31 protein-coding genes are annotated in these 22,493 nt (G+C 60.2%); 9 read left to right on the forward strand and 22 right to left on the reverse strand.

Translation table 11 applies throughout. The features are described 5' to 3' along the window. Positions 1 to 8: 8 nt before the first annotated feature. From ybaK to C5J26_RS14815, 4 genes are read right to left on the reverse strand one after another with little or no spacing between them, the layout of a single operon-like run. Positions 9 to 482: a Cys-tRNA(Pro) deacylase gene (gene ybaK / locus C5J26_RS14800; RefSeq protein WP_105402413.1), complete on the reverse strand. Its 474-nt coding sequence runs from the start codon at positions 480 to 482 to the stop codon at positions 9 to 11. A gap of 6 nt (positions 483 to 488) precedes the next feature. Next, positions 489 to 719 carry a ribbon-helix-helix protein, CopG family gene (locus tag C5J26_RS14805; RefSeq protein ID WP_105402414.1) on the reverse strand — a complete coding sequence of 77 codons (231 nt, stop codon included), beginning with the start codon at positions 717 to 719 and terminating at the stop codon, positions 489 to 491. After that, on the reverse strand, positions 716 to 1,144 hold the full coding sequence (locus C5J26_RS14810; RefSeq protein ID WP_105402415.1) for a putative toxin-antitoxin system toxin component, PIN family: 429 nt from the start codon (positions 1,142 to 1,144) through the stop codon (positions 716 to 718). Before C5J26_RS14810 ends, C5J26_RS14805 begins: the two co-directional genes overlap by 4 nt. A 40-nt stretch (positions 1,145 to 1,184) precedes the next feature. Further along, the gene (locus tag C5J26_RS14815; RefSeq protein ID WP_105402416.1) at positions 1,185 to 1,532 is read right to left on the reverse strand and encodes an ArsC family reductase; all 348 of its coding nucleotides are present in this window, start codon (positions 1,530 to 1,532) and stop codon (positions 1,185 to 1,187) included. A gap of 174 nt (positions 1,533 to 1,706) precedes the next feature. Here C5J26_RS14815 and C5J26_RS32725 point away from each other — a divergent pair, with 174 nt between their 5' ends. Together C5J26_RS32725 and C5J26_RS14820 are read left to right on the forward strand one after the other, a co-directional pair. Further along, positions 1,707 to 1,871, forward strand: coding sequence for a hypothetical protein (locus C5J26_RS32725; RefSeq protein WP_167336294.1), 165 nt, complete (start codon positions 1,707 to 1,709; stop codon positions 1,869 to 1,871). A gap of 132 nt (positions 1,872 to 2,003) precedes the next feature. Then, complete coding sequence (locus C5J26_RS14820; RefSeq protein ID WP_105402417.1) at positions 2,004 to 3,446, forward strand: methyl-accepting chemotaxis protein; 1,443 nt, start codon at positions 2,004 to 2,006, stop codon at positions 3,444 to 3,446. 18 nt (positions 3,447 to 3,464) lie between these two features. Here the strand turns inward: C5J26_RS14820 and C5J26_RS14825 are convergent, their stop codons facing one another. From C5J26_RS14825 to C5J26_RS14850, 5 genes are all read right to left on the reverse strand, one after another. After that, positions 3,465 to 3,947, reverse strand: coding sequence for a VOC family protein (locus C5J26_RS14825; protein ID WP_105402418.1), 483 nt, complete (start codon positions 3,945 to 3,947; stop codon positions 3,465 to 3,467). 76 nt (positions 3,948 to 4,023) lie between these two features. Continuing rightward, entirely contained in the window at positions 4,024 to 4,683 is a 660-nt protein-coding gene (locus tag C5J26_RS14830) for a 2'-5' RNA ligase family protein (protein ID WP_172745864.1), read from the reverse strand. 100 nt (positions 4,684 to 4,783) lie between these two features. After that, positions 4,784 to 5,278: a nuclear transport factor 2 family protein gene (locus tag C5J26_RS14835; RefSeq protein ID WP_245441170.1), complete on the reverse strand. Its 495-nt coding sequence runs from the start codon at positions 5,276 to 5,278 to the stop codon at positions 4,784 to 4,786. 17 nt (positions 5,279 to 5,295) lie between these two features. Further along, positions 5,296 to 6,714: a nuclear transport factor 2 family protein gene (locus C5J26_RS14845; protein WP_245441171.1), complete on the reverse strand. Its 1,419-nt coding sequence runs from the start codon at positions 6,712 to 6,714 to the stop codon at positions 5,296 to 5,298. Positions 6,715 to 6,809: 95 nt separating this feature from the next. Continuing rightward, complete coding sequence (locus C5J26_RS14850) at positions 6,810 to 7,589, reverse strand: helix-turn-helix domain-containing protein (RefSeq protein WP_245441172.1); 780 nt, start codon at positions 7,587 to 7,589, stop codon at positions 6,810 to 6,812. A gap of 136 nt (positions 7,590 to 7,725) precedes the next feature. Here C5J26_RS14850 and C5J26_RS14855 point away from each other — a divergent pair, with 136 nt between their 5' ends. Beyond that, positions 7,726 to 8,283: a methylated-DNA--[protein]-cysteine S-methyltransferase gene (locus C5J26_RS14855; protein ID WP_105402420.1), complete on the forward strand. Its 558-nt coding sequence runs from the start codon at positions 7,726 to 7,728 to the stop codon at positions 8,281 to 8,283. A gap of 53 nt (positions 8,284 to 8,336) precedes the next feature. Here the strand turns inward: C5J26_RS14855 and C5J26_RS14860 are convergent, their stop codons facing one another. After that, positions 8,337 to 8,948 carry a TetR/AcrR family transcriptional regulator gene (locus tag C5J26_RS14860; RefSeq protein WP_105402421.1) on the reverse strand — a complete coding sequence of 204 codons (612 nt, stop codon included), beginning with the start codon at positions 8,946 to 8,948 and terminating at the stop codon, positions 8,337 to 8,339. 96 nt (positions 8,949 to 9,044) lie between these two features. Here C5J26_RS14860 and C5J26_RS14865 point away from each other — a divergent pair, with 96 nt between their 5' ends. Together C5J26_RS14865 and C5J26_RS14870 are read left to right on the forward strand one after the other, a co-directional pair. After that, on the forward strand, positions 9,045 to 10,472 hold the full coding sequence (locus tag C5J26_RS14865) for a coniferyl aldehyde dehydrogenase (RefSeq protein WP_105402422.1): 1,428 nt from the start codon (positions 9,045 to 9,047) through the stop codon (positions 10,470 to 10,472). Between the two features lie 41 nt (positions 10,473 to 10,513). Beyond that, complete coding sequence (locus C5J26_RS14870; protein WP_105402423.1) at positions 10,514 to 10,975, forward strand: GFA family protein; 462 nt, start codon at positions 10,514 to 10,516, stop codon at positions 10,973 to 10,975. A 25-nt stretch (positions 10,976 to 11,000) separates the two neighbouring features. Here C5J26_RS14870 and C5J26_RS14875 read toward each other — a convergent pair whose 3' ends face one another. Further along, positions 11,001 to 11,897, reverse strand: coding sequence for a LysR family transcriptional regulator (locus C5J26_RS14875; RefSeq protein WP_105402424.1), 897 nt, complete (start codon positions 11,895 to 11,897; stop codon positions 11,001 to 11,003). Between the two features lie 264 nt (positions 11,898 to 12,161). On the opposite strand from C5J26_RS14875, the gene C5J26_RS14880 reads away from it, so the two are divergent. Further along, positions 12,162 to 12,896, forward strand: a complete 735-nt coding sequence (locus C5J26_RS14880) for an SDR family NAD(P)-dependent oxidoreductase (protein ID WP_105402425.1) — start codon at positions 12,162 to 12,164, stop codon at positions 12,894 to 12,896. A 118-nt stretch (positions 12,897 to 13,014) separates the two neighbouring features. After that, positions 13,015 to 13,617, forward strand: coding sequence for an NADPH-dependent F420 reductase (locus tag C5J26_RS14885; protein ID WP_105402426.1), 603 nt, complete (start codon positions 13,015 to 13,017; stop codon positions 13,615 to 13,617). A 191-nt stretch (positions 13,618 to 13,808) separates the two neighbouring features. Here the strand turns inward: C5J26_RS14885 and C5J26_RS14890 are convergent, their stop codons facing one another. From C5J26_RS14890 to C5J26_RS14935, 11 genes are all read right to left on the reverse strand, one after another. Continuing rightward, the gene (locus C5J26_RS14890; RefSeq protein ID WP_105402427.1) at positions 13,809 to 14,444 is read right to left on the reverse strand and encodes an NrsF family protein; all 636 of its coding nucleotides are present in this window, start codon (positions 14,442 to 14,444) and stop codon (positions 13,809 to 13,811) included. 85 nt (positions 14,445 to 14,529) lie between these two features. Beyond that, positions 14,530 to 15,087, reverse strand: coding sequence for a chlorite dismutase family protein (locus C5J26_RS14895; protein ID WP_245441173.1), 558 nt, complete (start codon positions 15,085 to 15,087; stop codon positions 14,530 to 14,532). Positions 15,088 to 15,093: 6 nt separating this feature from the next. Beyond that, positions 15,094 to 15,729, reverse strand: coding sequence for an NrsF family protein (locus C5J26_RS14900; RefSeq protein WP_105402429.1), 636 nt, complete (start codon positions 15,727 to 15,729; stop codon positions 15,094 to 15,096). Further along, positions 15,726 to 16,280, reverse strand: coding sequence for a sigma-70 family RNA polymerase sigma factor (locus C5J26_RS14905; protein WP_105402430.1), 555 nt, complete (start codon positions 16,278 to 16,280; stop codon positions 15,726 to 15,728). Before C5J26_RS14905 ends, C5J26_RS14900 begins: the two co-directional genes overlap by 4 nt. A 115-nt stretch (positions 16,281 to 16,395) precedes the next feature. Beyond that, a complete protein-coding gene (locus C5J26_RS14910; RefSeq protein WP_105402431.1) occupies positions 16,396 to 17,004 on the reverse strand; it encodes a TetR/AcrR family transcriptional regulator in 609 nt (202 codons plus the stop codon). A 118-nt stretch (positions 17,005 to 17,122) separates the two neighbouring features. After that, positions 17,123 to 17,332, reverse strand: coding sequence for a hypothetical protein (locus tag C5J26_RS14915; RefSeq protein WP_105402432.1), 210 nt, complete (start codon positions 17,330 to 17,332; stop codon positions 17,123 to 17,125). Next, positions 17,329 to 18,099, reverse strand: a complete 771-nt coding sequence (locus C5J26_RS14920) for a hypothetical protein (RefSeq protein ID WP_105402433.1) — start codon at positions 18,097 to 18,099, stop codon at positions 17,329 to 17,331. The genes C5J26_RS14915 and C5J26_RS14920 overlap by 4 nt, the downstream gene beginning before the upstream one ends. Next, positions 18,099 to 19,196, reverse strand: coding sequence for a Rieske 2Fe-2S domain-containing protein (locus tag C5J26_RS14925; RefSeq protein WP_105402434.1), 1,098 nt, complete (start codon positions 19,194 to 19,196; stop codon positions 18,099 to 18,101). The genes C5J26_RS14920 and C5J26_RS14925 overlap by 1 nt, the downstream gene beginning before the upstream one ends. Continuing rightward, positions 19,193 to 19,357 (reverse strand): hypothetical protein, encoded by a 165-nt coding sequence (locus C5J26_RS32730; protein ID WP_172745865.1) that lies wholly within the window; start codon positions 19,355 to 19,357, stop codon positions 19,193 to 19,195. The genes C5J26_RS14925 and C5J26_RS32730 overlap by 4 nt, the downstream gene beginning before the upstream one ends. A gap of 1 nt (position 19,358) precedes the next feature. Next, positions 19,359 to 19,574, reverse strand: coding sequence for a hypothetical protein (locus tag C5J26_RS14930; protein ID WP_105402435.1), 216 nt, complete (start codon positions 19,572 to 19,574; stop codon positions 19,359 to 19,361). 9 nt (positions 19,575 to 19,583) lie between these two features. Next, entirely contained in the window at positions 19,584 to 20,303 is a 720-nt protein-coding gene (locus tag C5J26_RS14935; protein WP_172745866.1) for an SDR family NAD(P)-dependent oxidoreductase, read from the reverse strand. Positions 20,304 to 20,558: 255 nt separating this feature from the next. Between C5J26_RS14935 and C5J26_RS14940 the strand changes: the two genes are divergently transcribed. Together C5J26_RS14940 and C5J26_RS14945 are read left to right on the forward strand one after the other, a co-directional pair. Further along, positions 20,559 to 21,887: a tetratricopeptide repeat protein gene (locus tag C5J26_RS14940; protein ID WP_105402437.1), complete on the forward strand. Its 1,329-nt coding sequence runs from the start codon at positions 20,559 to 20,561 to the stop codon at positions 21,885 to 21,887. A 27-nt stretch (positions 21,888 to 21,914) separates the two neighbouring features. Next, positions 21,915 to 22,397, forward strand: coding sequence for a hypothetical protein (locus tag C5J26_RS14945; protein ID WP_105402438.1), 483 nt, complete (start codon positions 21,915 to 21,917; stop codon positions 22,395 to 22,397). Positions 22,398 to 22,493 lie beyond the last annotated feature (96 nt).

Consider the following 22,493-nt stretch of genomic DNA (forward strand, 5'->3'; position numbering starts at 1 on the left):
GATCGCATTCACGCCACCAGCGGCGCAGCGACCGCCTTCAGTGCATCGCAGGCCGCCTTCGGATCCAGCCGCACCTGCAATCCGCGCTGGCCGCCATTGATGAAGACACGCGGCTCGTCGAGCGCGGTGATCTCGATCGCGGTCGGCACGAGCTTCTTCTGGCCGAAGGGGCTGATGCCGCCGACATGATAGCCGGTTGCCCGTTCCGCATCGGCGGGCTTCATCATGCTCGCAGATTTGCCACCGAATGCGGCCGCGAGTTTCTTCATCGAAACTTCGTGGTCCGACTGCACCACGACGCAGACCGCCTTGCCGTCCACCTCCGCCATCAGCGTCTTCAAGACACGGCGCGGCTCCTCGCCGATCGCCTCCGCCGCCTGCATCCCGATCCGGTCTGCAGTGGGATCGTATTCATAGGTGACGGTGGCAAAGGCGACGCCTGCCTTTTCGAGCATCTGCGTAGCGCGGGTTGTCTTGGACATGGCTGGTTACCGATCGGGCTTCGAATGGGCACGGTCGAGCTTGTCCAGAAGGGCGAGTCCGCGTTTCTTGTCCCCTTTCGCAGCACGCAGGCGAAAACGGGTCTCAATATCGAATTCAGCAAGCGCCCTCGAGGAGAATTCCTCGAAAAGCTTATTGATGCTGGTCCCCCGTGCTGCGGCCAGTGCTTTGAGGCGTTCATGCTGATCGGAAGGAAGCCGGATAGTCAAAGTGCTCATGTTTTCTTTCTCCAAGCCAGGAACTCACCAGCGGTGAAGATCTTCAGTTTCGGAAACGCGAGCTCTGCCTGGGCGAAGTCCCGCTTGTTCGCTGTTATGATGACCTCCGCACCGCCGCCGACCGCCAGTTCCATGACATGGTTGTCCGCCTCATCACGAAGGTTGGGCCGCCAGAGAAAATAGATAGGCACCCATTGGCAGCATGACAAAAAGGCATCCAACAGTTCGGTTCTCTCCTCAGCGGAAAGTGGTGCACGGCCGAAAAGGTGGTCGCGATGACAGACATCTTCATATTCGGAAAAAAGCGCATTCGCCATCAACGGAGTAATCTGTTCAAGCAAGCAAAGCTTGACGACCTGACGGGGGCTGCCCTCCGCATTCATGATGGCAGATACGAATATGTTCGTGTCGATGACGACCTTCATGGAATGATAGCATATATGCTATCATCTCTCTGTCAACGGATCAGCCGATTTCCTCTTCATAAACCTCCGGCTTGAAACCGACGATCAGCTTTCCGTCCGCTTCCAGCACCGGCCGCTTGATCATCGAAGGCTGGGCAAGCATCAGGGTGATCGCCTTCTCGCGATCGAGGCCCACTTTGTCTGCTTCATCGATTTTCTTGAACGTGGTGCCGGCTCGGTTGAGCACGATCTCCCAGCCGGCGCGGTCCGTCCAGGTATCGAGATGAGCACGGTCTATGCCCTCGGCCTTGTAATCGTGAAAAGTATAGGTGACGCCCTTGCGGTCGAGCCAGTCGCGCGCCTTCTTCATCGTGTCGCAGTTCTTGATGCCGTAGATCGTGATTGCCATCGAAGCCTCTTCATATCGGCCCGACCGATACCAAGGGCACCCCTTGCCGTGCAAGCCTTTCGCCGTGGTTAACGGTTGTTATGTGACAGTTGCATGGCTCCCCTGTTCCGTTGTGCATTGCACAAAAACAGCACAGGCATCATATTTTAGCAGAACGAAAAAGGAGAGTTTCACATGTCCGTACAGAAAAAAATCCGTGGCAGCGCCATTGGCCGCGCCTTCGCAGTTATGAGCGCCGCAATCTCGGTTTCGGCTGCCGTGGAAAACCATCGCCGCCCGAGCAACCGCGACCTGACCACCCTCGGTATCGATCCGAAGGCTTTCGATCGTCTCGGCTGATCCGTCTTTCTCGGCCTTGCTTGGCTGGGAAGGGGCTTTGCATCTCAGCCTTAAGTATAAGGCTTTGCCGAGTACCCGCGGAAACTGTCCGTTAACCATGCCATCCTATATTCTCCTAATATTCCGGGAGATGTGGATTTGGTCGGGCAGGTTGTCAGGGAAGAAGCGCCGTCGGGGCCTGTGCCTGTCGACGGCGATGTGTTGAAGCGGTCCGTCGCCAAGCTGGCGAACGAGGCTTCCGCGCTCGGCCTTCATCTGGTCGATATTGCCGGTGCTATTCAGGATACGGCTGCGCAATCCTCCGCACATGCAACATTGCTTGGTCGCCTGACGCAGTCCGCTCAATCGATCGCGGACGCCAACGGCCACGTTGCCCGCTCCCTTCAGGAATCCGACAAGCTGACGGCGAACGCGCGCAAGGTGCTCGGCGAGCAGGCTGAACAGCTTTCCGGCTCGATCACCGCGATCGATCACATGGTCCATGCGTCCCAGGAAATCGGCGCCGAGATCAAGCTGTTTTCGACGGCCCTCGGAGACGTCGGACGGTTGGCAGATGCGATCGGCATGATCGCCAGGCAGACAAACCTTCTGGCGTTGAATGCCGCGATCGAGGCGGCGCGTGCGGGCGAAGCCGGCAAGGGTTTTGCCGTGGTCGCGGCGGAGGTACGCGCGCTGTCGCTGCAAACCTCCCAGACCACGAGTTCGATCCAGGCCACGCTCGATCAGTTGAACAGCCGCATCGACAAGCTGGTAACGGCCGGCGAAGGTGCTAGCCAGTCGGCTGAGGGCGTCAAGACGACCGCGATGAAGGTTCAAGGGTCATTCAAGGGCGTCGAAGGCGTCATGACCCAGATCCTCGACAATGCGTCTTCGCTTGCCGGAACCACCGAGACCGTCGACCGGCAATGCGGCGAGTTCGCCTCGTCGATTGCTTCCGCGGCAAGCGCGATCCTGAAATCCAATGACCAGTTGCAGCAGACCTCCTCCCGCGTCGGAGAGGTAGTGACGATTTCCGAGCGGATGATCCAGACGACGGCGAGCGCCGGCATCGAGACCCCGGACACTCCCCATATCCGCGCCGTCATGGCCTATGCCGCCGAGGTTTCCTCCGCCTTCGAGGCGGGTGTAAAATCCGGCCGCATCGATCTTGGCGCATTGTTCGACCGGCAATATGTTGCGATCCCCGGTAGCGATCCTGTCCAGTACATGACGCGCTTTACGGAGTTCACCGATGCCGTGCTGCCGCCTATCCAGGAACGGGCGGCCGAAGGCGATGCGCAGGTCGCATTCTGCGCGGCCATAGATGAAAACGGCTATTTGCCGACTCACAACCGAAAATTCTCGCAGCGTCAGCGTCCGGGCGACGCGACCTGGAATACCGCCAACTGCCGCAACCGGCGCATCTTCAACGACCGCGTGGGCTTGGCGGCCGGCCGCAACAAGGAACCTTTTCTGCTGCAGACCTACCGTCGCGACATGGGCGGCGGTGAGTTTGTGCTGATGAAGGACATTTCCGCGCCGATCACCGTCAACGGGCGCCATTGGGGCGGTCTGCGTCTCGCGATCAAGGTTTGATATCGGGAGGCGGGTCGGTCATCCCGCGTAGGCCGCGTCCAGCTCGGCGATATCGATCTTCTTCATCGAGAACATCGCCTGCATGACGCGATAGGCGCGGGCGCTATCGCTATCCGTCAGCATTTTCGGCATCCTGGTGTAAGTGACCTGCCAGACCAGCCCGAAACGATCCGTCAGCCAGCCGCAGGGCTGTTGCTGGCCACCCTCGACAAGCTTGTCGTAATAGTGGTCGATCTCGTTCTGCGTCTCGCAATGGACAAGGAAGGAAACCGCGCCGTTGAACTTCGCCCAAGGTCCGCCGTTGATCGCCGCGAAATTCTGACCCTCGAGCTCGAAGCCCATCGCCATCACCGAACCCTTGAGCCCGGGACCGGCATCCCCAAAACGCGAGACATCGGTGATCCTCGAGTTCTCGAATACCGAGACGTAGAAATTGACCGCTTCTTCCGCGTTGTTATCGAACCAGAGATGCGGAACGATCTTATGCTTCTGGATGGCCATTGTTCTCTCCTCAAAAGGGCGTCCGTCCATAGGACGCTCAGGCGCCCGCCGATCCGACTCGCCTGGCAGAATTCTTTCAGATCATCATGCGGAGCTGTTCCGGCCGCGTCGGATAGGCAGGAGCATTCGGATCGAAGCTCCATCTTCCGAATTCCTCGTGCCGCGTCTCGCCGTAATGGCTGTAGACCAGCATGAACTCACCGGCGATCCAGGCATAATTCCGCTCGATGGGCATGGGTTCTATGCGCCCGCAGCCATAGATCAGCGTTACATGCGGAGTAGTGTCCGCCATCCAGTCGTTCGGAAGGTTGTGACGGGCGAGAGCGCGGCGCAGCATCTGCGCGAACTGGACGACCACCGGATTGCCCCTGGCGCGATAGAGGGCGAGATGACGCTTGCCTCCGAACAGGGCGCTGCTGTCGAGGGTGATCGGGACAGGTCTCGCCTGGAGACTGGCTGCGACCATCTTGGTTGCTTCGATAAGCGGCATGGGCGGCTCTTCGAACTGTTCCATGCAGAGCAGGCTCATATGGAGAAGGTCGGCGGGATAGGCATCGCGGGTATTCTCGTTCGCGGCGTGGATCATTGCGTCGCCATGCATGATGAGACCGAGGGGAGCGGACGGCTTCAGCACGAACATGAGCTTGCTCTTGCGCCGGGCAGGCGGGGCCGGTTTCGAAAGCCAGCCTTCGCCAAAGGGGAGCGAAGGCTGGCCAGCGTGCTTGCGCAAGCTCATCTTGCTACCGTCATAGTAATGCGACCTCATGCCGTTGAACGAAATCTAGCGGGACTCCCTGGATGAGTAAAGAACAAATGCGGAACAATTGCAATCATGGTTAATTCGCGAGCCGGTCCGGCAACGGCTTTAGCTGATAGGCCTGCCAGAAGAAGCTGTCGGCGGCAGCCTGGTCGTAGGAGAAGTTGCGGGCTTCCTTGATCTTGCCGGCCTCGATGCGGAAGGCGAGAACCCAGACCGTATCGACATTGGCGCCGTCACGGTTCGACCAGCCCCGATGCATGTCGATCACCCAGTTTTCGTCGGCCATCAGTGCGATGAGCTCGGCGCGAAAGCCGGCCTTTCCGAGTTGCTGGAAAAACGCGGCGACTTCCGCCTTGCCGCGTTTCGTCCCCGCAAGCGGGTGGTGGCCCGGAATATGCCATTCGATGTCATCGGCGAAAAAGGATGCGACCCTTGTCATGTCGCCGCTGCCGTAGGCGGCATAATAGTCGGTGATGACCTTGCGGTTCTGTTCGGGGCTGGCGGCCATGGCGGGCACTCCTGAAAAGAGGGTGGCGGTGACGAGCAGCGCTCGGAAGCTGGTTTTGAACATGGGTTCCTCCTCAAGGCTCAGCGGATTTTCGGGGCGCGTTCGGCCGCACGTGCAACGAGCCCTCGGTCGCCGGTTTCGTCCGTCGCAGTCATGGTCAGCGCGGACACTTTCCAGGCGGCATTGACCTTGACCAGTTCGTACCGGTAATGGCCCGTCAGCACCCAGAGATCGGTCCCGATACGATGGGTGGCCTGGAAATCGGCCTCGGCGGTTGCTTTCGCGCCTTCAAGGCTCGTGATCGTGTGATTGGTCACGAGGTGTTGCGTCTCGTCGAAACCCGGCAGGAAACCGGACCATTGCCGGATTATGTCGTCGGCCGCCTGGGTCGTTGGCGTGCCTCCCCAAAGGCTCGTGTAATCGAGCGTCACCTCGTCAGCGAAGGCACGACGTACCCGGTCCCATTGATGCCGGTCGGCGCCGGTCGCGATGTCGGTGATCGTGTCCATGATCGCCGCACGGTCTTGGGGAGCGATCTGCTGAGACGCGTTGGCGCGGGTGAAATGAGCTGCCGCTGCGTCCGCAGCGATGGTCACCGGCTCCGGCCGGTCGTAGAAATCGAACTGGCTGATACCGTCGAGCCAGAGCTCCGATTTTTCACCCGGTAGCAGTGCGTAAAATGCATGCGCGCCCTGCGGCACGGCGGCTCCCTCCGAATGGACGATCAAGGTGGGCTTGTCGAGCTTCGCCCCGAGCGAGACGGAATCGTAGGTCAGCCACGGCTCCCAGGAGGCGAGATTGAAGCGGTTGTCATATTGCGGGATGAGGCCGCGATCCGCTTCTGTATAGTAAGGGATCTGGTACATGAGCGAAGCTTGGTCGGTCATGCTGGCGGCGGTGATGGTCCTCGGCTGGCCCCGACCCTCGGAGGTCTCCGCCTCGCGCGACGTAGCGATCAGCTTGGAAACACCCTCCCGTCCGCCATAGACCTGCTCGACGACCTGACGGTTGTGCAGCCACGGTGCGACCAGGGCGACGGCGGCGAAATTCGCATTGCCCGTCGCTGCCGCTGCCATGTATCCCGCCGACGCGCAGATGCCGAGCCCGTTGATGTTCACCGCGTCGACCTCCGGCAGTGTCGCCATGAACGCGGCGGCCGCAGCGATGTCGCGGGTCTTTTCGGCTGGATCCTCCTTGAAGCGGATTTCACCGCCGGACTGTCCCCAGCCGCGGTGATCGAAGGCGAGTGCGGCAAAACCGCGTTCCGCCATTTCGCGGGCATAGAGGCCGGACATCTGCTCCTTGATCGAGGTCCAGGCACCACTGACGACCACACCCGGACGTCTTTCTCCGGATCGGTAGTCCGGCGGCAGATAGAGCGTGCCGGCGAGCGTCGCGCCTCGGTTCTCGAAGGAAACACTACGGGTCTGGATATCCTCCGCGATGGCGGCAGAGCCCATCATCGCGATGCAGAAGGTGGAAACAGCTGCGGCTTTCATGGCGTTTCTCCTGTCTCGTGTTGAATGACGGGAGGTTGGCAGCTTTGCCGCCGCGGCACAGGCGCGGTTGTTGGCGTTCGTTATGCGATTATTGCTCAATTGGCTCTGAAGGCAGCGGGCGTCGTGCCCGTCTGGCGACGGAAATGCTGGCCGAACCGCGAGACGTCTTCATAACCGACGCGGGCGGCCACGGAGGAGATCGGCAGGCGGGTGGCCTTCAGGAACAGTTTCGCCAGCTCCATCCGTTCGTGAATGACATATTGAAGCGGCGACCGGCCGAGCGCCTTGGTAAATGCCCGCACGAAATGAAAACGGCTCATTGCCGCTTCGGCTGCCATGTCTTCCAGTGACAGATTGGCGGTGAGGTTGTCGTGAATGTAGTCGAGCGCGCGGTGCAGGCGCTTGTCATCGATGCCGACAAGCCCCGGCCGGGCCGGAGCCAGGATCTGGGCGAGGTGTGCCGCGAGCGCCAATTGCATCGTCTCGCGATAGAGCGCCGACGCATGGTCGGCGACCGAGACCGTCTGATGCGCAAGTTGCGCCAGCAACGGGTCGAAGGCGCCGACGACCGGCCGGAAGTCCGAATGATGTTCGAAGCCCACTTCGGTGAGCAGGTTTTCCGGCACTTCGAGCCTCAGGAAAGACAGCGCCTCGTCGTATTCGCAGATACCCGTCGCACCGGCCGGCAGGAGCCAGCCTTCGCCGGCTTTCAGCGGCACATGTAGCCGTTTGTCAGAGCCGATGGCGATCCGGTGGCGCTCCTGATCGACGAGAAAAAGCCCGAGCGCCAGGCGCGATATCGCAAAGCGTCCGCCGCCGGGAGGCGTATGCAGCCTCTCCGCCGTCAGTCGCGCCAATGCTTGCGATCCGCTCATGGGGAAAATTTAAGGCGCGGTCAGGGAACTTCAACCAACCGTTCTGTGAGAACTTCGCCCTTGCAGGCAAGAAACGGGTTGAATCCTTGGGCCTAAGGCACGATTTTAAGGTCAATCGCAATGCGGAGGTTTCCTCATGACAACGCATCAATACCTGATTTTGCAAACCGCAGCCGGCTTCTGCGGCATCGCCTGGAATGAGATCGGTATCACTCGTTTCCAACTGCCCACCAAAAGCGCGGATTCGACCGAGAAGCTGCTGCAGCGTCGGCTGCCTGAAGCCGAGCCGGGCACGCCGCCGGCCGAGGTTCTGGAAGCCGTCGACGCCGTGAAGCGTTATTTTGCGGGCGAGGAAGTCGATTTCTCGAAGGTCAAACTCGATCTCGAAGGCCAGGACGATTTCTTCAAGCAGATCTATGCCGCCGCCCGCCGGATCGGCTGGGGGCATACGACGACCTATGGCGCGATCGCCAAGGAACTCGGCGCCGGTCCTGAGGCCGCTCGCGATGTCGGCCAGGCGATGGCGAAAAACCCCGTGGCGCTGATCATCCCATGCCACCGCGTGCTTGCCGCCGGCGGCAAGATCGGCGGGTTCTCGGCTCCGGGTGGCTCGACGTCGAAGACCCGCATGCTGGAACTCGAAGGCGTGCGCCTGGCGCCGCCGGAGCCGGCACAGCAATCCCTGGGGTTCTGAAACCCTAAACGACAAGACAACAGGCACCTCTCCGCGACGGCGCCCAACTCGTGTCATGTTGCCGGGCTCCCCAGCCCCTCCACCAGCGCGCTCAAGGCCGCATCCAAGGGGGCCAATCCCACCTTCTCTGGCACCAGCAGCCCATCGATTGCCAGCATGGTCAAGCCGTGGATGAGCCCCCAGCCGGCTGCCGCCTGACCTTCTATAGGCCGTTTGCGAATGCTGCCCGCGGCTTGGCCGAGCCGGAGGATTTCGCGGAGAATATCGAATACCGCCAGCGCCCGCTCATTGAGATGCATTCCCACCGCTTTTCCCTCCTCCGCGCTAAACATCAGGCGGTAGAGAGCCGGGTTCTCCGTTCCGAACGCGAGGTAGGCCCGAGCTATCGGAGTGATCTCGTCGCGCAGAGTTTCGGGCGCCTCAGGCTTCGCAGCCGACAGGGCATCGCGTAGTCGGTCGAACCCGATCATTGCGAGTTCTGCAAGCAGCGCGGCCTTGTCGGGGAAGTGCTTGTAAGGCGCCGCGTGGCTTACGCCAGCCCGGCGGGCGACTTCCCGCAGCGTGAACTGCCAGCCCTTCTCCTCGGCAAGCATATCCAACGCCGTCTCGATAACCGCACGACGGAGATCACCGTGGTGATAGGGGCGGCTGGGTGTGTCCTGCATGGCACCTCGAAGTTCCTTGTGACTACATTGTTGACAGTGACTACTTAAGCGCCTATGTCAATGCATAAGTTTCCCCTGTCTACATTGGAGTGGGCCATGAACGCAATCGCAAATACCACCGACGCTGATCGGCTAGGCACTCTCCTGGCCGCCCAGCGTACTGCGTTCCTGCGTGACGGAGCGCCCTCGCTGGCGCAGCGACGAGCTGATCTGGTTAGGTTCAGGGCCACCTTAATTGGGCACCGCAAGCCGATCGAAGATGCCATCAATGCCGATTTCGGGCATCGCTCGAGGTATGAGACGGCGATCATGGAGGTTGGAGGGGTCGCCGAGGGCACGAAATATCTGATCCGCAACCTTCGCAAATTCATGGCGCCGACCCGCCGCCACGTTGCTCTGCACATGCGGATGGGCAAGGCCCGGATCGAATATCAGCCGCTTGGCGTCGTCGGCGTAATGTCGCCGTGGAACTATCCGGTGAACCTCGCGCTGATGCCGGTCGCAACCGCGATCGCGGCCGGAAACCGGGTGATACTGAAACCCTCGGAGTTCACGCCCGCTACTAACACGCTACTCGCAAAAATATTCGGCGAGATATTCTCCGAGGACCAGTTCGCGATCGTCACCGGTGATGCGACTGTCGGGGCTGCATTCACGGCCCTGCCGTTCGATCATCTCGTCTTCACCGGCAGCACCGTAGTGGGGCGCGCAGTGATGAAGGCTGCCAGCGACAACCTTGTTCCGGTCACCCTCGAACTGGGAGGCAAATCGCCGGTCATCGTCGCCAAAGGCCATTCCCTCGACCAGGCGGCGGCGTCCATTGCTTTCGGCAAGCTGCTCAACGCCGGCCAGACGTGCATCGCTCCCGATTATGCACTCGTCCACGAAGACGACGTCGACCCGTTCGTCGGCGCGTATGACCGGAAAGTGGCATCCTTCTATGCGGACGGGCCGACGAGTGAACACTATACTTCCATCATCAACGAGCGGCACCATGCCCGACTCCGGAGCCTTCTGGAGGATGCGAGCGCCGAGGGAGCGCGGATCGTCGAAGTCGGCAACCGGCCCGGCGATGCATCCCGTCGCCCCAACACGCTGGCGCCAACCGTCGTGCTCGGCGTCACGGACACCATGCGCATCGCTCATGAGGAGATCTTCGGCCCGGTCCTGCCGATCTTTCCCTACCGCGACATCGGCGATGCGATTGCCTATGTGAATGCCCGGCCCCGGCCGCTCGCGCTCTACTATTTCGGTGCCGACGATCAAGACCGACGCAGGGTGCTGAGCCGAACAACCTCAGGCAACGTCACTATCAACGGGACGATCATGCACATTGCCCAGGATGACTTGCCCTTCGGCGGTGTCGGCCCCAGCGGCATGGGCGCTTACCATGGCGTCGAGGGCTTCCGCACGCTCAGCCATGCCAAGGGGATTTACGAGCAGGGTCGCTGGAACCTCTCAAACCTGCTCCACGCCCCGTTCAGGCAGCCGATCGATATCATCCTCAACATGATGCTTCGGTGACCAGCATGCCGTCATCCAATCAATCCCGGGAGCATCAGCACATGACCACCCACACGTCGTTGTCGCTACGCGGCTCATGCGAATGCGGCGCCTGCTCGTTCGAGCTGCGCACGTCGCCGAAAGCCAGGTTCCGGTGCCACTGCCTGATCTGCCAGGGGTTCAACGATAAGCCCTTCGCGGATGTGGTCGCTGTTCGTGCCAGTAACGTAGTGCTGAAAAACGCCGCCAATATCTCATTCAGGAAATACCGTCCGCCGCCCAACTTCAATCGCGGGGTCTGCCGGACGTGCGGCAAGCCCGTTGTCGAGGTTGCGGGCGCCGGGCCGTTCAAGGTGATGTTCATCCCGGCCAGCAATTTCAAGTCCGAGGTCCAGCTGCCGCCGGTTCGGATGGATATATTCTATCACCGTCGCGTGCTGGACATGCCCGATAGCTTGCCCAAGTACAGTGGCTATTTCGCGAGCGAGCTCGCAGTCGGGAAAATGATCATGAGTGGCTTGTAGCGGGCCGCCGGCGACCTGCCCGGCGTCAGTCGCGCGATATGGACAGCCCTGCGAGAAGCGGAGCGTACGCCGCGAGCCTGCGGGATACGAACTCCATGAAGAGTCGCACGCGCTTCGTCTTGCGTGTCTCACCCTGTGTGAGAAGCCAGAGCGTTCCGTACATGTGCAGGTCGGTGCCCGGCACCCTCACCAGGTGGGGGTCGGCATCTCCGACGAAGCACGGCAGCGTCGTGATCCCGAGCCCCTGCCGTACAGCAACGACCTGCGCCTCTGCGTCCGTGGTCCTGAATGGAACCCCTGTGGTTCGAACCTCACCCTCGCTCGCCCAATCCGGAATTCCGTGAATGCTGATGACGATCCACCGGATGGGATCAGGCGCGCCCGCACGCCATGCGGCCAGTCGATCGCGGGACATGTAGACGCCGCCGAACACCTCCGGTCCCTTCAGGCCGTGAAGATTGAGTGGCAGGGTCTTGCGGTCGTAGACGACGCGGATCGCCACGTCGGCCTCTCGGTTGGTCAGATTCGCGAGATCGCCGGACGACAGGATTTCCATCTCGATGTCCGGATGCAGACGCGCGAAATCGGCGAAGTCCGGCATGAGCAGGTGTGTCGCAAGCGGCGGAGCCAGCGTCACCCGTAGAAGCCCGCGTACGCTCTGGTCGCGCCCGAAGATGCGCGTCTCCAGTTGGTGCGACGACGCTTCCATCTGGTTCGCGAGCTCGAGGACCTCCTCTCCCGCAGCCGTCATGCGGTAGCCCGAAGGCAGCTTTTCGAACATCTGCGCCCCGAGGCGTTCCTCGAACTGTGCGATGCGTCGCAGCACGGTCGAGTGATTGACCCCGAGGCCTTCGGCGGCAGCCCGCACTGAGCCTCCGCGCGCCACGGCAAGAAAGTACCGAATGTCATCCCAGTCGATCATGGTGCAATCCGGCACCGCGCGGTGCGTCTTCCCAAAGTCCCTATCCGACGCTTCGTACAGCAATGCGGGCGGCTATCATAGCTATTGTCGATCAGCACGGCTCAGTTCCGAACGGCGGACATTGATCGTCGCGGCTGGCGTCAGTCTTCCAGCCGGATCGATTTTGCACCACCGATGTGCGCGTTTCCACACTCAGAAACTGATGCTGGCAAACCTATTTCGAGGGTCTCGGGGGCGTCCCCGAACGACCAAAGGATGCATGACATGAACAGACTGAATGGAAAAACCGCCGTGATCACCGGCGGCGCTACCGGCATCGGCCTCGCCGCAGCGAAGCGCTTCATCGAGGAGGGCGCCTTCGTCTTCATTTTCGGCCGTCGGCAGGAAGCGCTCGACGCCGCTGTGGCCGACCTCGGGCCAAACGCCCGCGCGGTCAAGGGCTCGGTCTTCGATCAGGCCGACCTCGACCGGCTCTACGCCGCGGTGAAGGCCGAGCGAGGAAGCCTCGATATCGTCTTCGCCAATGCCGGGGCGGGAAGCCTCCTCGCGCTCGGCAAGATCACCGCCGAGCACATTGACGAAATCTTCGACACCAATGTGAAGGGTACGATCTTCACGGTCCAGAAGGCGCTGCCGCTGATGAGCGAAGGCGGTTCGATCATCCTGACCGGATCGAGCGCCGGCACCACGGGCGCCCCGGCATTCAGCGCCTACAGCGCCAGCAAGGCGGCAGTGCGCAACCTCGCGCGGAGCTGGGCGGAGGACCTGAAGGGCACCGGCATCCGGGTAAATGTATTGTCGCCTGGGCCGACGGCGACCGAACTCGCGAAGGAAGCGGTAGGCGAGGAGGGCATGAAGGCCTTCGCCTCGATGGCTCCGCTCCAGCGCATGGCCGATCCGGCGGAGATCGGAGCGGCGGCCGCCTTTCTCGCGTCGCCGGACAGCAGCTTCATGACCGCCAGCGAGGTCGCCGTTGACGGCGGCATTGCGCAACTCTGACGCACCTACGCTCTGCGGGGCTCCATTCGATTATAGGGAGCGCCGCATGGCTCGGCAAATAGCCCGGCGCCGTTGAGGGCCGGGGAATCAATGTCAACACAACGTCGGAGAAAACACTATGAGCTATGCGATTGTAGGCTTCGGCAAGGTGGGCCAGGCTCTCGCCCACGCCTTCGCCCGTAAAAACATCGAGGTGGCCGTCGCGAGCCGCCGGCCGCCCGAGGCGTTAGCGCCGCAGGCTCGGGCGATTGGAGCCACGGTCGTCGCCAAGTCGCTGCGGGATGCGCTCGAGGCCGACACGATCATCCTGGTGGTCCCGTTCGGGGAGCATCGCGAAGTTGCGAAGGCCCTGCCGAGCTGGAAAGGCAAGACAGTCATCGACGCGACGAACACGTTTGGAGTTCCCCCTGAAGAGCTGGACGGCCTGCCGTCTTCCGCCTTCGTCGCGAAGTCGTTCACCGGCGCCAAGTTCGTGAAAGGCTTCAATCACCTGATCGCAGCCACCCTGGCTACCGATCCGGTCGTCGAGGGCGGCCACCGGGTCGTCTTTCTGTCCGGTGACGACGAGAACGCGATCGCTCCCGTGGCGGATTTGGCCAAACAGCTCGGGTTTGCACCCGTCAAGCTCGGAAAGCTCAACGAGGGTGGCGCGCTGGTGCACGCACGCGACCGCATCTGGGGCCAGCTCATCTTCCAGGATTTGTTCAAGAAGGAGCAGTGATCGATCTACGACCGTGTGATCGACGTCGAAAATCGGTCGCGCGCGGCTGAAAAGTTGTAGACGGCTTCTCGCGAATGGCTTCATAAACAGGAGCGGCTAAAGCTGTCAGCTCGCAATCAGCGATCCTGATCCAGTCGATTGTGCACTACAAACGCCAATAGAGCCCGGCATTGCGAACTGCTTCGTCGCAGCTACCATCTTAGAAAGCGTCGGCCTGCAAAATACCCCGCGACAGCCACAATGAGTATGGCGATTGGATACCAGGTTGCGACGAACAACGGACTGTCGTCGGGGCAATTGGAGGCATAAAGCGTGGCGGCAATACCGGCAGATGCCAACGCCGCGATTGCCCCAGCTTGACCGGGGTGATCCGGCGCGCCATGGCGCATCACCAGAAAGAGGAACATGGTCGGCGCTAACGAGAGGATCGGGATGACCGTCAGGCAATGCAACGCATTGTGGCCCAACAGTCTGGTTCCCCAAAGGTCGGCCGGGGTGACGACCATTTCGATGGTAGCGGCGGCGATCAACAGCGCTGGTGCCAGCAGAAGCAACCAGCGCCGCGCCGTTGCGCTCTCCCCTGGACGGATAAGGCTCTCCATCAGCGATGCCGCCACAAAAAACAGCGCCAAGGTGGCAATGAACTTGAATGCGAAGCGCGCAGTCAGGATGGCTTGAGCAAAATCAGGTCGAACACCCAGGACCGAAAAGAACACCAATCCCGCCACCAATGCGCCAGCTGCTATCGCCAGCGCAAGCGCCCTCGAGAGGTTGACGGGCCGCCGTGTGTCCTCCGATATCAGATTGATCAGGTCTTCCGTGTTCACTTAAATACTCCGTCTGCGGCTGGCCTGACGAGGACGGTCCCGTTTTGTCAAGCGACCTTGCGCAGGATTGGCAATCCTAGCATGATCAACGATGGTGCCATATCCGCAAGCGGATTTCGACCTCACGTTCGACATAACGCCATTCTTCGGTCGCCCGCAATCGAAGGAGCATGGCATCAAATTGAGGGGCACTTTCCTCCGCGAATTCAAACCAGGTGAGAAAATCGAAAGGCTCGCCAAGATCTCGACTGTGATAGAGGCGTCGAGCGACCGCAGGCAAATAGTCCATCCCGATCTGAAAATGCGCCGACCTCTCCTGAATGATGGCCCGGCGCTCGTCCTGCGCAAGAGACCACCAAAGATCCGACTTGCGGATCGGGATCAAGACCGCGAGGCACGCCGTTGCGCGGCCCACCGGTGGTTGGCGTTCTGCAAGCCGATCGAGCTCGACACGGGTCGTGTATCGCGCGCTGCCAGCTGTTCCGCGCAGAACCCAGGCCACTGGATCGGCTAATATGACCTGATTGGTGTCCATGACACTAAGACGAGGCGCAACATCCAGACCCTTGCCAGCAATGGCGCGCGTTGCCTCTACCTGCCATTGACCATCTTCACCAGCCACGAAGTATGTCGGTTTTACCATCGTGACCTACCAGCGCAACAGTCGGTGGCCAAGCAAAGCACCGGTCCCGGCAACTATCGAAATGGCAATCGGATACCAGAGCATTACAAAGAGCGGGCTGTCATCATCGCAATTGGCTGCGTAGAATGTCGCCGCGATCCCTGCCGCTACGAGCCCGGCAACAGCTCCCGCGACCGCCGGTCGGGTGGGGGCAGCGTATCGAAGCGCGTAGAGAAAACAGGCAAGAGGACCCACCGATAAGAAGGGGATAATCGTCAGGCAGAGGCTGGAATTATGCCCGATCATGCGCGTCACCCATGTCTCAGACGGCATGACCAACAGTTCAAGGATCGCCGCTGCAATCATCGCCAGAGCGGGAACCAATAGACCGAATGCCGTCAACTGAACCGGGACCCCCGGTTTTCCAATCCGGAACATGACCATCCCACCGGTCAGGGTGAGAGATCCCGTGATCAGGAATTTGAACAGGAAGCGGCCCGTCTCGATGGCCGTACCGAAGTCCGCACGCAAGCCGATGACCGCGAAGAATGAAATGGCGGCGATCAAAGTGGCGGCAGTGGCAGCATGCATCAGGGCATGATCAAGATTCAGTCGAACCGGCGTATCCTGCACGAGCAGTTCGATCAACTCCTCAGTCTTCATGTCGCCCGCCCCGAATAGAGAGCAGCCAACCCCTTCAATGCCCTATGTAGGGAAACACGTACCGCCACCTCTGTCATTTCCAGGCGATCGGCGGTTTCCCGAACACTCGATCCTTCAATCGATATCGATTGAACGATCGTTCGTTGCGGATCCTTGAGCTTGCCCAGAATCTGTTCGATATCGATGCGATCGGAGGCTGCGATGCGTTCGTCTGTTTTGAGTGTAGCAATGACGTCCTCAAGCGGTACTGACTGCCTGCCACGGCGGCGCAGGCTATCGACCACCTTGTTGCGAACGATTGCCGATAGCCATGGCCCCAATGGCCGTGACGGATCCCATGTCCCGCGCTTGAGGTGGATAGTAAGCAGTACTTCCTGAACCACGTCCTCAGCCTCGCTGGCCGGCGCACCGAACTGGTCACAACGCTTCCGCGCCATCACCCGTAAATGTGGTGTGAAGGCCGTCAGGAATTTGTGATAGGCGTGGCTGTCGCCCGCAATCGCTAAACGCAGCCAGGATGCCCATTCCTTTTCACGCGCCAGATCTGTCATCCGACATATCCTTCTTCGGTGGTTCTCGTGCAATTGTTACAGAGACCAGCCAGATTTTTTTGCGTGTGGGATATCGGGCCAAAGCGTGCAAGGGTTTGAACGTTCATGTCATCGATCATGAGATAAGATTGTCTGACTGTGATTGGGGTTCCAGCAGTGCAAAAATGGGCCGGATAAGACCTTCCAGAAGGTCTCTTTCAGGACGCGTGCGCGCAAGCACACGAATACCAAGCAGTGTGCCGAGGAGCGTGCCGGCCATGTCCGATGCTTTTTGGCAACGATTGATCGATCCGTCTTCCTGGCCCCTTTCGACGCAGCGCCTGAAGAAAGCCTCAACCTGCACCAGGACTTGAGCCACCACACGCTGAAACTCATCATCATGTGGCGCGACCTCAAGCGCGGAATTGACCAACATGCAGCCTTTCCGCTTGGTATCGCTCAACGACCGCTCAATAATTTCGTTGAAAAATGCGCTGATCGCCTCGCGCGGCGGCTTCGTTTCGAACCGGCCGACACGGTCGCCAAAGCTCCGTTCGACATAAAAATCGAGGGCTTTGCGATAAAATGCGTGCTTGTCGCCAAAGGTATTGTAGATGCTCGCGGTGGTCAGCCCGATTGCCTGGGCCAGATCACGGATCGACGTTGCCTCGTAGCCGTGTTCCCAAAAACGCTCGACAGCCAGCAGTAACACATTTTCTTCATCAAACTCTCTGGGTCTGGCCATATATCCTGTCTCCCAGAGCATTGATCGGAACAGGCGACACGCCCAAGGTTATTGCCAAATCATTCTAGAACATACGATCTAAAACTCAACCCTATGTGATTCAGCCTTCGGCGACTTTCTAGTTAAAAAATCTCGACGTCAGCCTGTTAAGGCCGGAGAGCAGCCCGACAACGGCAACCCCGAAGATCACGTATCGCAGCTCCTCGAACGGGGTGCCGCTCAGATAATCCAGACCATACAGCCATGCGAGGATGATCAGGATGGTAGCAATCAGCGCCAGCAATAGGCCGGACAGATGGCGCCAGGCTCCTTTCACGCCCGAGGTCATACACCAGGCTCCTCGCGAAAACTGTCGACCTTGAAAATCAGCAGATTATCGCGGCGTTCGATATTGCCTTCAAGCACCACCGGTAAACCGGTCTTGTCGAGCAAGGCGGCTGGCATCGGTCCTCCGTCCTTTGAAGCGAGAAGAAAGAAGATGTGGCTGTCCACAGGTGCAGTGGAAACGAAGACCGGTGGAACGCCTCCAGAAATACACAGATTGGCGCAGGCCTTGTGCGCGAGGCCCGTTCCCGGCTTCATGGCGCCAGCACTGCATTTTCCGTCGCAGATCTCGCCCGTCAAACGCCACCGACCGAGATTCTCCACCGCGGACGTGACCGGCAGGGCCGGCATTTGCGGTTTGGCTGCTTTCAGGTCGTCTTCGCCGCCGATCAGCAGCATGACCAGGTCTCCGCGCTTAACGAAGATGCCACCTGCCTGGGCGGCTTTGCCCGCAAGCGGCAGCGCCCTGTCGTCCACCCCGAACTTGCCCGCGCCCGCCAGCATGATAGCGCGCGCGGGTTTTGTGCCGTCGGCGGGAATGCGCAGTATCGGATAGGGCCTTACCTCCATTGTGCCGATCAGATGCTCTCCGGAGAGCTCATCCGCATAACTGCCCGCGCCTGGACTTTCGGTATTAAGGGACAGCAACGCCGAAGTCGTCGCCATGGCGGCAATGAAGAACACGATGAACCCGATCATCAGCCCCCTGACATCGGCTGGGACTTTCTTGAAGTAACCGACAAAAAATCCACGTTCTAAAGGTTTCAGCATCAAACCGTCCCTTCCTTTTTCGGCGCGGCAGCCGCGGGAAGCAACTCCGCGGGGATGGCCAACGGTTCCACCCTTGTGCCAAGAGGCAAGGGTTCCGGATCGACCAGAATGCCTGAGCCCTCCAGGCGAAGGCGATATTTGCGGATCCGCTCGCGGAACGGCGGTGGCGAACAACCGTCCTCGGGCCGATACTGATAGCCATGCCATGGGCAGGTGATAAAGCCGATGACGACCTTGCCTTCGCCGATGGGGCCGTTCTGGTGCGAGCAGATATTGGATACGGCTGAAAGACCACCCTTCGAACGGAAGACGGCAATGCGTTCGCCGCCCGGTGCCATCCCGATGATCGCCCTGCCTTCGGCAATCTCGCTGACATCGCCGACGATCACCCAAGGTGCCTTGGGGGCCTTTTTCGACGCAGCCGCGTCAGCCGATGTCTCTCGCCGACCTGCGATGAGGTGCAGGACGCACAGCGTAGCCAATCCGCCGAGCGACAAAAATGCCAAAGCAAGATCCCGGCGATCGATCAGAGCGCCGAGCGCCACATGCAGGATGACCGCAGCATAGGCGAAGTAGACGCTCATGTGGATCGCCTTCCACACCGGCGGCGTCAGGAAGGAGAGCCAGAAATCGTGGCTGGTTACCGCAAGGATCGCCAGAATGACGAGCGCGAAGACGCCGAAGAGTTCGAAAGGAAAGCCGGCGATGCTCGTAAAGCTGGTATTGCTGGTGAAGAGCGCCGTGAGCTGTGGTGTTGGACTAAAGGAGAAATACCATCCGAGCACATAGTAGGCGTGCGTGGCTGCGATGATCGCGGTTATCACGCCAAAATGGCGGCGATTGTAGAGGAGCGGAACGAAACGCGCATCGATCCGCGCCAGTGGCCCGATTGCGAGGACGATGGTCAGCATCAGCAAGGCCAGAGACCCGAAGGCACGCATCCGCTGGATCGGCAGGTCGGTATCCCGGAGTGCGGAGGATATGACTGGTCCCAGCCGCAGGAAAATAAGGATGTAGATGAAGATCCCGGCCAGCATGACCGCGTCATAGATGAGCTTGGTCTTGTTCCAGATGACTGGCTTGTAGGATAGGCTCACGGTTGCTTATCCCCCTGTGTTGCGGTGGCATCCAGGCGCACAGCCGGCGCATCGGCCGGCAGTTTCGGAACGCTAACAAAGATAACAATAAGCATGATCGGGATAACGACCGCGATGCCTGTCCAGATCACTGTGTGCGCGCGACGGTGACGGCGTTGCATGCTAGCGTTCTCCCCTGGAAAGTCTGGTCCACCGCCAGACGACCAGCGGCCAGAGGAGAACGAGCCCGGGGATAAGGAGCGGCCGGACCGCATAGGCGTCACGCGCTCCCGGATCGACCTTGTCGAATCCGAACAGCAGAAAGGCGGCGGCGACGGCAAGACCGATGCCGGCCCAAAGCATCAATCCTGCGGAGAGGGGATCGGAAATCGAAACCATGGGACCCTCTCAGGTGCGGCCGGTCGCCGGTATGGCCGCACCGGTGACGATGCCTGCTGCAGGCGAAATGAGGAACCCGATGAGCTTGGCGATATCCGTTGGTTGAACCCAACTGTCCCTCTTCGCATTCGGCATCGCCGACCGGTTTTGCGGCGTGTCGATCGTGCCCGGCAAAATACAGTTGGCGGTAATGCGCTTGTCGCGGTTTTCCGCGGCGATCGCTTCCGTAAGCCGGATCACCGCCCCTTTCGATGCGGCATAGGCAGCTTGATTGGCGCCGGCCTTTAGTCCCGGGGCTGCCGCGACATGGACGATGCGGCCGTAGCCTGCCCGCTGCATCGGTTTAAGGACCGCCGCACTAATTGCATAAGCCGTTCTGGCATTCATGTGAAACAACTGGTCCCACTGGTGCATGCCCGTCTCGTCGACCGGTCCTGTCTGGAAGCCGCCGACGGTATTGGCGAGCGCGTCGAGCCGGCCAAATCGCGCGAGCGTTTTTTCGACCGCTTCCTGGCATGACGTCAAATCGGCGAGATCCGTGCCGCCGATCAGTAGGATTTCGCTGCTGTCGGGCAGGCTATCTGCCAATTTTTCCAAGGCTTCCGAACTGTGCTCAACGCAGACGAGCCGCGTACCGTTCGCCGCAAGCTCCCTGACGACGGCGCTTCCAAGGTTTCCTGCAGCACCCGTAACCATGACAACGGGGCTTGTTCCTGTTGCTTCACTCATGATGGTCCCGCCCTTTCGAGTTGAGGCCGCCTGCAAAGGTCAGCCCCCGTAATTCGCGGCAGCACATGGTTTTGTTACATGTGTTTTTAAAAAAATTCCCGCCCGCTATGCGACGCGAAGAAATTTTGATGCGGCTGCGAAAAATTCAGGACCGGCTGTAACGAACAACCTGACTCGACCGTAAAGGTCTCTGTCGGACGAAGGGTAATGGGATCTTGAGGGTTCTGATCGGCGTCCTCCTGAAGGAGCAAACGAATGAAGCGCGATGCCTACGGTCTCATGACCAGCACTGACAGCAACGAGGCACAACGGGCATTCGAGAATGCCGTCTTTGGTCTGGCGGCGCATCGGCCAAGTACTGGCGTGGCCATCCAGTCCACATTGGCAGCCGACCCCCATCATGTTGCCGGCCATGCGCTGAAGGGCTTTGCAAATCTGATATTGGCGCGCTCGGAGCTCGACGAACCGGCTGCCAAGGCACTCGTTGATGCGCAGGCGGCGTTGGTGGTCCGAGGCGGAGGGACCGGTGACGAGCGCACCCTTGTGAAAGCACTGGAGGCCGCCGTCGAAGGCTCGTTTTCGCGTGCGACGGACATTCTCGACGACGGTTTCGAGGATCGGTCGGTGACGTTCTTGCCCTTTAAGATTTCGCAGGCTCTGCGTTTCATGCTTGGAGATGCCCGCGGCATGCTACGGGCCAGCACGCGTGCAGTTGCCCGCCTTGACACCAGCACGACGGCGAGGGGCTTTATACTCGGTTGCCACGCGTTTTCGCTTGAAGAGCATGGTCGGTATGCCGAGGCGCTTGCCGCGGGGCAGCTCGCGGTTGCCCTGCAGCCCGATGATTCCTGGGGCCTTCACGCCGTCTCGCATGTCTTCGAGATGCGGGGCGATACGGCAGAAGGCATTGACTGGCTCGAGGCGAACCGCAAGGCCTGGTCGCGCTGCAACAATTTCTCCTTTCATATGGCCTGGCATCTCGGCCTGCTACACCTGGAACGCGGCGATCATGATCGGGTGCTGCAGATCTACGACGACGACGTTCGCCCACAGCAAACCGACGATTTCCGAGACATGGCCAATGCTGTCTCGCTCCTGTGGCGGATGGAGCAATCGGGAGCTCATGTCGGTGATCGCTGGACCGATCTGGCAGAAATAGCCCATCGCCGAAAGGCGGACACGACCTTGATTTTTGCAGCTCTGCATAATCTTGCCGCCATGGTTGCTGTTGGCGACCGCGATGGAGCTGTGGAGCTTGTATCGCATATGGAAGCCAAGGCGCTTGGCACGGATGAGCAGGGCCGCGTCGCCGCCGAGATCGGTGTACCGATGGCGCGCGTTCTCACGGGTCTCGATGCTCCGGCGGACCGCCACATGCTCGAACGCATGGTGGCGAACCTGCCGAAGATCGGTGGCAGCAACGCACAGCGCGACTTCTTCGTCCTCGCGCTCGCCAGGGCGATGGCGACCGATGGCAATAATGTCGGTGTTTCGCGTATCGGCCAGATTCGCCAGCGGCTGAAGGCCGACGACCGATTGTTCAAATCCATCGAACATTCGGTTGGCATGAGTTTGTCTGCCTGATCTCACCTCAAAGAAAGGAAAACCACGATGTCCATGATGGAAATGCAAAAGACAAGCGTCTTCCCTGAAATTCAACCGAGCCTTGGCAGGACGATTATTCTTTCCGGACTTGCCGCCAATATTACCTGGGAAATCTGGGCACGGCTGATCACGCCGCTATGGGTTGGCGGACCACTAGAGCCGGCTGCACTCGTTCAATCGGTGTTCGGGTTCAACAATCTGTTGCTGGCCGAAGCGATCCACGCGATCGTCGGTATCGTTTTTTATCCGATCGGCTACCTGTTCATCGCCCGGCCGTTGCAGCGGCTGATCGTCCCCAAACTGCCATTACTATTGACAGGTATCGGCTTCGGCATCGGTCTTTGGATCTTCGCTCTTTACGTCATGGCACACTTGTTTGGCGGCCAACCTGCATTTCTCGGTTTTGTCACTCTCACCTGGGCGTCGCTGATCGGCCACATGCTGTTTGGTACGGTTGTCGCGTTCGTCGTCCGCCGCATGGAGCGCTAGACCTGTCGGGACTAGGCCTGCCCGGTTCCGTGAGCCACTGGGCAGGTTTTCCAAGCGTCCAAGGTTTTAATTACCCGTGAGCGTTGAGCATTGCCC

The organism is Neorhizobium sp. T7_12 (assembly GCF_002968535.1).
GTDB lineage: Bacteria > Pseudomonadota > Alphaproteobacteria > Rhizobiales > Rhizobiaceae > Neorhizobium > Neorhizobium tomejilense.

What these genes read in the sequence shown, in the direction of transcription:
- ybaK (WP_105402413.1), bottom strand. Translation starts at nt 482, where the DNA reads ATGTCCAAGACAACCCGCGCTACGCAGATGCTCGAAAAGGCAGGCGTC.
- C5J26_RS14805 (WP_105402414.1), bottom strand. Translation starts at nt 719, where the DNA reads ATGAGCACTTTGACTATCCGGCTTCCTTCCGATCAGCATGAACGCCTC.
- C5J26_RS14810 (WP_105402415.1), bottom strand. Translation starts at nt 1,144, where the DNA reads ATGAAGGTCGTCATCGACACGAACATATTCGTATCTGCCATCATGAAT.
- C5J26_RS14815 (WP_105402416.1), bottom strand. Translation starts at nt 1,532, where the DNA reads ATGGCAATCACGATCTACGGCATCAAGAACTGCGACACGATGAAGAAG.
- C5J26_RS32725 (WP_167336294.1), top strand. Translation starts at nt 1,707, where the DNA reads ATGTCCGTACAGAAAAAAATCCGTGGCAGCGCCATTGGCCGCGCCTTC.
- C5J26_RS14825 (WP_105402418.1), bottom strand. Translation starts at nt 3,947, where the DNA reads ATGGCCATCCAGAAGCATAAGATCGTTCCGCATCTCTGGTTCGATAAC.
- C5J26_RS14830 (WP_172745864.1), bottom strand. Translation starts at nt 4,683, where the DNA reads ATGAGCTTGCGCAAGCACGCTGGCCAGCCTTCGCTCCCCTTTGGCGAA.
- C5J26_RS14835 (WP_245441170.1), bottom strand. Translation starts at nt 5,278, where the DNA reads ATGTTCAAAACCAGCTTCCGAGCGCTGCTCGTCACCGCCACCCTCTTT.
- C5J26_RS14845 (WP_245441171.1), bottom strand. Translation starts at nt 6,714, where the DNA reads ATGAAAGCCGCAGCTGTTTCCACCTTCTGCATCGCGATGATGGGCTCT.
- C5J26_RS14850 (WP_245441172.1), bottom strand. Translation starts at nt 7,589, where the DNA reads ATGAGCGGATCGCAAGCATTGGCGCGACTGACGGCGGAGAGGCTGCAT.
- C5J26_RS14855 (WP_105402420.1), top strand. Translation starts at nt 7,726, where the DNA reads ATGACAACGCATCAATACCTGATTTTGCAAACCGCAGCCGGCTTCTGC.
- C5J26_RS14860 (WP_105402421.1), bottom strand. Translation starts at nt 8,948, where the DNA reads ATGCAGGACACACCCAGCCGCCCCTATCACCACGGTGATCTCCGTCGT.
- C5J26_RS14865 (WP_105402422.1), top strand. Translation starts at nt 9,045, where the DNA reads ATGAACGCAATCGCAAATACCACCGACGCTGATCGGCTAGGCACTCTC.
- C5J26_RS14870 (WP_105402423.1), top strand. Translation starts at nt 10,514, where the DNA reads ATGACCACCCACACGTCGTTGTCGCTACGCGGCTCATGCGAATGCGGC.
- C5J26_RS14875 (WP_105402424.1), bottom strand. Translation starts at nt 11,897, where the DNA reads ATGATCGACTGGGATGACATTCGGTACTTTCTTGCCGTGGCGCGCGGA.
- C5J26_RS14880 (WP_105402425.1), top strand. Translation starts at nt 12,162, where the DNA reads ATGAACAGACTGAATGGAAAAACCGCCGTGATCACCGGCGGCGCTACC.
- C5J26_RS14885 (WP_105402426.1), top strand. Translation starts at nt 13,015, where the DNA reads ATGAGCTATGCGATTGTAGGCTTCGGCAAGGTGGGCCAGGCTCTCGCC.
- C5J26_RS14895 (WP_245441173.1), bottom strand. Translation starts at nt 15,087, where the DNA reads ATGGTAAAACCGACATACTTCGTGGCTGGTGAAGATGGTCAATGGCAG.
- C5J26_RS14900 (WP_105402429.1), bottom strand. Translation starts at nt 15,729, where the DNA reads ATGAAGACTGAGGAGTTGATCGAACTGCTCGTGCAGGATACGCCGGTT.
- C5J26_RS14905 (WP_105402430.1), bottom strand. Translation starts at nt 16,280, where the DNA reads ATGACAGATCTGGCGCGTGAAAAGGAATGGGCATCCTGGCTGCGTTTA.
- C5J26_RS14910 (WP_105402431.1), bottom strand. Translation starts at nt 17,004, where the DNA reads ATGGCCAGACCCAGAGAGTTTGATGAAGAAAATGTGTTACTGCTGGCT.
- C5J26_RS14915 (WP_105402432.1), bottom strand. Translation starts at nt 17,332, where the DNA reads ATGACCTCGGGCGTGAAAGGAGCCTGGCGCCATCTGTCCGGCCTATTG.
- C5J26_RS14920 (WP_105402433.1), bottom strand. Translation starts at nt 18,099, where the DNA reads ATGCTGAAACCTTTAGAACGTGGATTTTTTGTCGGTTACTTCAAGAAA.
- C5J26_RS32730 (WP_172745865.1), bottom strand. Translation starts at nt 19,357, where the DNA reads ATGCAACGCCGTCACCGTCGCGCGCACACAGTGATCTGGACAGGCATC.
- C5J26_RS14930 (WP_105402435.1), bottom strand. Translation starts at nt 19,574, where the DNA reads ATGGTTTCGATTTCCGATCCCCTCTCCGCAGGATTGATGCTTTGGGCC.
- C5J26_RS14935 (WP_172745866.1), bottom strand. Translation starts at nt 20,303, where the DNA reads ATGAGTGAAGCAACAGGAACAAGCCCCGTTGTCATGGTTACGGGTGCT.
- C5J26_RS14940 (WP_105402437.1), top strand. Translation starts at nt 20,559, where the DNA reads ATGAAGCGCGATGCCTACGGTCTCATGACCAGCACTGACAGCAACGAG.
- C5J26_RS14945 (WP_105402438.1), top strand. Translation starts at nt 21,915, where the DNA reads ATGTCCATGATGGAAATGCAAAAGACAAGCGTCTTCCCTGAAATTCAA.